General features: G+C 56.8%; 6 protein-coding genes and 1 tRNA gene. 2 read left to right on the forward strand and 5 right to left on the reverse strand.

What is annotated here, in order from left to right; translation table 11 throughout:
• The first annotated feature begins 56 nt into the window (after window positions 1-56).
• Window positions 57-134 (forward strand) — tRNA-Arg (locus D5S03_RS02720).
• A gap of 5 nt (window positions 135-139) precedes the next feature.
• On the opposite strand, the gene D5S03_RS02725 is transcribed toward D5S03_RS02720, so the two are convergent.
• The 3 genes from D5S03_RS02725 to D5S03_RS02735 are packed head-to-tail and all read right to left on the reverse strand — an operon-like array spanning window position 140 to window position 4059.
• Window positions 140-2224 carry a transglutaminase TgpA family protein gene (locus tag D5S03_RS02725; protein ID WP_008869382.1) on the reverse strand — a complete coding sequence of 695 codons (2085 nt, stop codon included), beginning with the start codon at window positions 2222-2224 and terminating at the stop codon, window positions 140-142.
• 1 nt (window position 2225) lies between these two features.
• Complete coding sequence (locus D5S03_RS02730; RefSeq protein ID WP_008869381.1) at window positions 2226-3167, reverse strand: DUF58 domain-containing protein; 942 nt, start codon at window positions 3165-3167, stop codon at window positions 2226-2228.
• Window positions 3151-4059, reverse strand: coding sequence for an AAA family ATPase (locus D5S03_RS02735; protein ID WP_008869380.1), 909 nt, complete (start codon window positions 4057-4059; stop codon window positions 3151-3153). Before D5S03_RS02735 ends, D5S03_RS02730 begins: the two co-directional genes overlap by 17 nt.
• Here D5S03_RS02735 and D5S03_RS02740 point away from each other — a divergent pair.
• Complete coding sequence (locus D5S03_RS02740) at window positions 4045-4218, forward strand: hypothetical protein (protein WP_287042609.1); 174 nt, start codon at window positions 4045-4047, stop codon at window positions 4216-4218. The two genes, D5S03_RS02735 and D5S03_RS02740, sit on opposite strands and share 15 nt — an antisense overlap.
• Before the next feature lie 45 nt (window positions 4219-4263).
• Here the strand turns inward: D5S03_RS02740 and D5S03_RS02745 are convergent, their stop codons facing one another.
• Both D5S03_RS02745 and D5S03_RS02750 read right to left on the reverse strand, forming a co-directional pair.
• Window positions 4264-5502: an ATP-binding protein gene (locus D5S03_RS02745; RefSeq protein WP_287042610.1), complete on the reverse strand. Its 1239-nt coding sequence runs from the start codon at window positions 5500-5502 to the stop codon at window positions 4264-4266.
• A gap of 224 nt (window positions 5503-5726) precedes the next feature.
• A partial coding sequence (locus D5S03_RS02750; protein WP_287042611.1) for a hypothetical protein occupies window positions 5727-5976 on the reverse strand: 250 nt, incomplete at its 5' end.

The following is a 5976-nucleotide window of genomic DNA, read 5'->3' on the forward strand; positions in this document are numbered from 1 at the left end:
CAAAGGTGTTGCATTACCAAAAAAGTCCCCACCACATCTGCCTGCCGCAAATACCCGCCCCCGTAGCTCAGCAGGATAGAGCACAGGATTCCTAATCCTGGTTAGCCCAAGTTCGAATCTTGGCGGGGGCACCATGATTTCAAGGGGTTATGGATTTAGTTCCATAGCCCTTTTTTTGTTTGTAAGCACATGGTAAGCGCCCGGCCAGCAGGGTCTTGAGCCGGCGGTCTTTTTCCAGGTCTGGGGAAGGCCCGTATCTCTGAGCATGATAAAGGCTTTTTAACTCTGCGGCCATGTCCGGGCGGTTTTCTTCCCACCACCGCCATACCTGCTGTTCGCTGCCCGGTCTTTGCAGATGGTGACGTCCAGGGGTCTTGCGGGCGAGCCTTTTCCAGGCCTTTTGCCTGAGACGCTTTGCCTGGTCTCCGGCTGGATAATATATGCGCAGGAGCAGCAGGGCCAGTCCGGCAATCGCGGCTGCAGCGGCCAGGAGAAGCTTACCATTGTCCGGCCTGCTCCAGGACCGGGGCAGGTCCGGCAAGCTGAGTCCAGACCAGGTATCCTGGATGCCGGAGCTGACAGACCTCCACATGCGCACCTGCCGGGCCAGGGTCAGGTCGATTATGGCATTGGTCCACTGCCATCTCAGCCAGTCCAGCGTTGCAGGCCCCGGGCTCATGACCTGTTGCGGGCCGTCCTCTTCCCGGGCCGCAGCTGCATCATCCCCTGGTTCCTCCATGCCGGTGTGCTCAAGCATCCTGGTGGGGTCCAGAAGCACCCATCCACGCCCCTGGAACCAGGCCTCCACCCAGGCATGGGCCATGCTGTCCCGCACCACCCAGTATTCCCCCACCGGGTTGAATTCTCCGCCCCAGAATCCCACCACCACTCTGGCCGGAATATCATTTATGCGCATGAGAACTGCGGCAGCAGAGGCATAAAGCTCGCAGTATCCGGTCCTGGTGCGCAGCAGAAAATCCTTGAGGCTCTGTCCCTGTTCAAATTCTTCCGGGGCGCTCAGACTGTACTCGAATCCCTGGGTTCCAAAATAAAACATGATTTCCTGGGCGGTTTCCCAGACGTCCTGATCCCGGTCCTGAAACATTTTTCCCAGGCTTACTACTTCCTGGTCCAGGTCCTCGGGCACGGCCAGGGCGCTCTTGGACTCCCGGGTGGTGAGGGGGCCTGAGTCGCCTGCCCTGGACAGGACCCGGTACCTTATGGCCGTCTCAACGGGTTCATCTTTTTTTATTGTACCGTCCCGGTTGTAGTTGACCGGCGAGACATCCAGAACCCTCTGGGGAAAATAAAGCCCGAAAAGGTGCTCAGTTGTGCCGGGATTTAAAGTGATGGACTGCCTGATGAGGCCGTGATCCAGAGACGAGGCCGTTACCGGGTTGGTCTGGAAGTCGTGGGGAGTACCCCGGGTCCATTTCTCCCCGTCGGTTTCCCACAGAACAGCCCCGCGCCAGTAAAGGCGGCTGGGGTCTACAGGGTCCTCGATGACGGCTCGAAAGGCGATGCGGTTGGAAGCAACGATCTCACTTACGCTTCCCGGGCTCATCTCTTGGCTGAATCCTGTAAGGTGGGTCTGCATTCCTTCTCCCAGGTTCAGGGCGGGGCTTATGTTTCTGGGGAAGGCGAAAAAAACCACAAGACCCAGGATAATGGTCAAAACCGTCAGAAAAAGGGCGAAAACAACCAGTCCGGAGGCAAAGCCCCAGCCAGGGGAGTCACGGTAGGCCCTGTCCGGGGTATGGTCCAGGACATGCTGCCACAGGATCAACACCAGGCCCAGGAAGAAAAAAAGCAGGATAAGCCCTCCGAAACCCAGGTCGAATCTGACCAGGGAGGCTGCTGCCAGGCCCAGGACCCCCAGCCCGCAGAACTGAAATGCGTCGCGCTGGGTTCTAAGTTCCATGAGCTTGATGCCCAGCATGACCACCAGGGCCTGGGCCAGGACATACTGCCATCCCTGGGGCCAGTGGGCGGCAACAGCCAAGCATACCAAAAGAAGGACGGTGATGAGCCTGAAGCGGTAGGAAAAGACCTCTTTTCTTCCCCGGTAATAGGCGGCAAAGGCCAGGACGCAGGATACAGTCCAGAAAAGGGCCACCCAGGGGGCCAGTATGGTATTCAGGGAAAGCACAACGTAGGAGCCGGCGCTGATGCCAAGCAGGGGAGAGAGAAGTCTGAGCCTGAATCCTGTATGCTCTGAGGACATTTCAGCCTGCCTCCTGCCCCGGCAAAGGCTCCATCAGGGCCAGGGCCTGCAGGGCGTAAAAGGGGTCGGCCCCGGGGTGTCCGGAAATTTGCCGGCCTGGCAGCCTGAGCTCCCAGGGGCTGTACTCCTGCAGGGCACGGTCCAGGATGCTTCTGAAAAGGGCCAGTCTTTTTTCCGTGTCCAGGTGGGCATAGGCCGGGTCCTCCCAGTCCATGACCAGTGATGCTGCGTGCTCTGACGAAAAGCTGTGAGCCGGCCAGCGGGAGATATCCATGCCCATGGCCGGCATGCTCCAGTCCAGACGCCGCCAGACAATGGCCGCCCTGGACTCGCCCGGGCGGTACCTTCTTATGCCCTGCCACTCCGCGCTGCCCTGAGTGCGGAAAGTATGGCTGCGGGGCTGCTCCCGGGCCATGAGGCTCCGGGCTGAAGCGCCCAGGGGTCCCGGGGCCACAACAGGGCCTTTTCCCGGATCAAACAGGCCGCCGCGCAGGACGAAACCAAAGGGAAAGGAGGAGGCCAGCCTCACCGGAGGCAGCGGCGGCTGTCCCCGGAAAGGGGGAGTCCAGGAGATGAAGATATCTTTGTGCCGGCCGGGTCCGATCACCGGCAGCAGGGCGCGCTGGTCTTCCAGTCCCGCCTGCAGGACCAGGGCGGGAAAACGCTTTGTGTTCTGGATCCGCAGCATTATGGTGCCCGGCTCGTTTGAGGTGAGGATGTCCCTGCCCACGGCCTGTACCCGCAGGCCGGAAACATTGTACAGGGCGATGAGTCCCGACAGAAACAGCAGGCTCAAGAGCAAAGAGGTAATGAGAAAGAGGACGTTGTTGTTGCTGTTTACAGCGGCCATGCCCACCAGGAGGCAGAGAAGCACATACATCCAGCCTGAAAAGCTGAGCCTGGACCTGATCCTTTTTTTTCTGCGGTTATCCCCATGTTTCATGGATTATCTTTCTTACCAGCAGGTCCCTGTCCTTGCCCGGGTCCAGGCTCAGCCTGTGGATCATGACGCTGTAGGCGGTATTGAACAGGTCCTGCGGGATGATGTAGTCTCTTTGTTCCAGCATGGCCCAGGCCTGGGCCGAGGACTTCAGGGCCAGCATGCCCCTGGGGGAAAGACCTGTTTTCACTTCCGCATGGTCCCGGGTGGCATGGGTCAGCTCCAAAATCATCCGGGCGATTTCATCGCTTAAGAAAACGTCTTTGCAGGACTGCCTCAGGGACAAAAGCTCCTCCTGGCTGACCACGGCCTCAAAGTCCGGGACTGTTGCCCCCTTGGTGAGCATGTCCTTTTCCGAGCCGGGACCGGGGTAGCCCAGGGTGATGCTCATCATGAACCGGTCCATCTGGCTGTTGGGAAGAGGGTTTACGCCGTGTTCCTCCAGGGGATTCTGGGTGGCTATGACCAGAAAGGCCTCCGGCAGGGGATAGGTGCGGCCGTCTGCTGAGACCTGTTTTTCAGCCATGGCTTCCAGCAGGGCCGACTGGGTGCGGGGGGAGGAGCGGTTGATCTCGTCGGCCAGGACAATGGAGTGAAATATGGGACCCGGGTGGAAGCAAAATTCGTTTGTCCGGGGGTCAAACATGGATACACCCAGGACGTCTCCGGGGAGCATGTCGCTGGTCATCTGGATGCGGGCGAAATCTAAGCCAAGGGTCCTGGCCATGCTCAGAGCCAGGGTGGTTTTGCCCACCCCAGGTATATCCTGGATGAGCAGATGCCCGCCGGCAAGAAATGAGGCCAGGGCCAGCCGGATTTCAAAGGGTTTGTCCAGAAGACCCTGGTTTATGGTATCAAGAATGCTCTGGATGATATCTGTATGCTGCCTGCTCATATTGCTCCGGTAGGTTGTTCATTACAAAAATCACCAACCAGACTATCTGTAGAAAACAAAAACATCAATAAAAACTCAGATGGATACCACCGTATCGGTGGTTCAGGGAAGGAAAAGTTGCTTAAAGATTTTTTGTTTGGGGTGGCCGGTATTGGCTGAGAAAAAAGCTGCATACGTTTTTTTCGTCAGCCTGACGTGTCATTATTACGGTTTTAAGGCGGTGATAGGGATCACCGCTACACCGTCGTCGCGAAAATATCCATAGCCAGTACCAGTGATTACCGCCAGTAAGGATGGCAAGCCGCACTTTTCGGTATCCACGCGCTCAGCAAACTTCAATAAAGAGGCGGCTCCCTGCTCTGCCATTCCTGGCCCAAGTTTTATTTCAAAAGCACCCCAGCGACCATCAGCGCAATGAATCACGGCATCCACTTCCAGTCCCGTATTGTCACGGTATTGCAATACCTGGGCATCCATGGCCTGGGCGTAAACCCGCAGATCACGTACAACCAGCGATTCAAACAGAAAGCCCAGCAAGTTCATATCCTTGAGCAATCCTTCCGGGGATGTCCGCAATGCCGCCACCGCCAGGGAAGGATCCACGAATTGGCGTCTGGGCATGCTTCTCAGCCGTGACCGTGAACGTAAATGCGGCGTCCAGGCCGGCTGATCCTCCATGATCATCAGACGTTCCAGACTGGCCAGATACTCAAGAACAGTCTGTACAGTAATGCCGCCGATATCCTCGGCCATGCCGGTTGCGGACGCATAGGTTCCGGTATTGCGGGCCAGGGAGCGCAGCAGTCGGCCGACTTTATCCGGATCACGGCGAACCCCGTCCACATGGCTGATGTCTACCCGTCTGATTTCCTCCAGGTAGTCCCGGTTGGCCCGCAGGGCTTGCCTTGAGGTCAGACGCAGATGTCCCGGCCAACCACCCACGGCTAGCAATTCAACCAAATCCTGAATTGTCAATCCGGAGTCGCGGCAGGCAGATCGATTACCATTCAACAAGTCCGCCAGTGACAGGGCTCCTGTGCTTTGTCCAAGCTCAAACAGCGTCATGGGACGGAGTCGCAGCCGCGTCAAGCGCCCGGCCCCGGTATGTCGGGTGATATCATCTACAGGTACGGCGGAACCGGTCAGGATGAACTGGCCAGGCTGGCCACGCTCGTCAACCGCACGCCGGATATGATTCCAGATGGCTGGTTCAATCTGCCATTCATCAATAAGGCGCGGGGTATCGCCCGCCAACACCAGGCGAGGGTCAACGGCTACAGCCTGACGGGCATTTTCATCGACATCAAGCAATACTTCACTGGCGGCCAGGTTACGGCCAGTAGCCGTTTTTCCGCAGGCTTTCGGCCCTTCAATGACCACGGCGCCAGTGGATGACAGACGCTGCCGCAATTCGCAGTCCACCACTCTTGAGTGATAGCGCATACCTTCCTCATAAAGTTAGAAACATTAAGATTAACGATTGCAATTACCTTGGATAAGTATTTGCAATGTCTTTATATTAATAAATGCAACACAACTATTATGATAAATGCAATTGCGTTGTCAAGAGCAATCCGCTGATCAGGCATGGGCTGCTCACCTGAACCCTCTTCCCTTGGTCCCTGGTTAACGAAGAACGAGGAATATTTCCCTTCCGGCAAGCCTGCTCACAGGTAGGAAACACAATCATCCCCACAGTTCCCGTTTTTTTCAAGTCTTTGACCTGAAGGTAGGTCATACGCAGTCCTTTTTATTTCCTGATTCGGAGATAATATCCTGGGCCATTTATTGTGCAGATGTAAATAAGTTACAGCACTGCCCCGCCTGTCAATGATTTTTTCACCCCGTTTTTTAGTGACCCCCATGTGCGTTGGCTGCGCTGACAAAAATCGAGTTATTTTGATCAGCAGTGACCTC

It is taken from the genome of Desulfonatronospira sp. MSAO_Bac3, from assembly GCF_003838035.1.
Classification (GTDB): Bacteria; Desulfobacterota; Desulfovibrionia; order Desulfovibrionales; family Desulfonatronovibrionaceae; genus Desulfonatronospira; species Desulfonatronospira thiodismutans.

Excerpts from the sequence above, each read along its gene's own strand:
- D5S03_RS02725 (WP_008869382.1), bottom strand. The coding sequence starts at position 2,224 with ATGTCCTCAGAGCATACAGGATTCAGGCTCAGACTTCTCTCTCCCCTG.
- D5S03_RS02740 (WP_287042609.1), top strand. The coding sequence starts at position 4,045 with ATGCTGCCTGCTCATATTGCTCCGGTAGGTTGTTCATTACAAAAATCA.
- D5S03_RS02730 (WP_008869381.1), bottom strand. The coding sequence starts at position 3,167 with ATGAAACATGGGGATAACCGCAGAAAAAAAAGGATCAGGTCCAGGCTC.
- D5S03_RS02745 (WP_287042610.1), bottom strand. The coding sequence starts at position 5,502 with ATGCGCTATCACTCAAGAGTGGTGGACTGCGAATTGCGGCAGCGTCTG.
- D5S03_RS02735 (WP_008869380.1), bottom strand. The coding sequence starts at position 4,059 with ATGAGCAGGCAGCATACAGATATCATCCAGAGCATTCTTGATACCATA.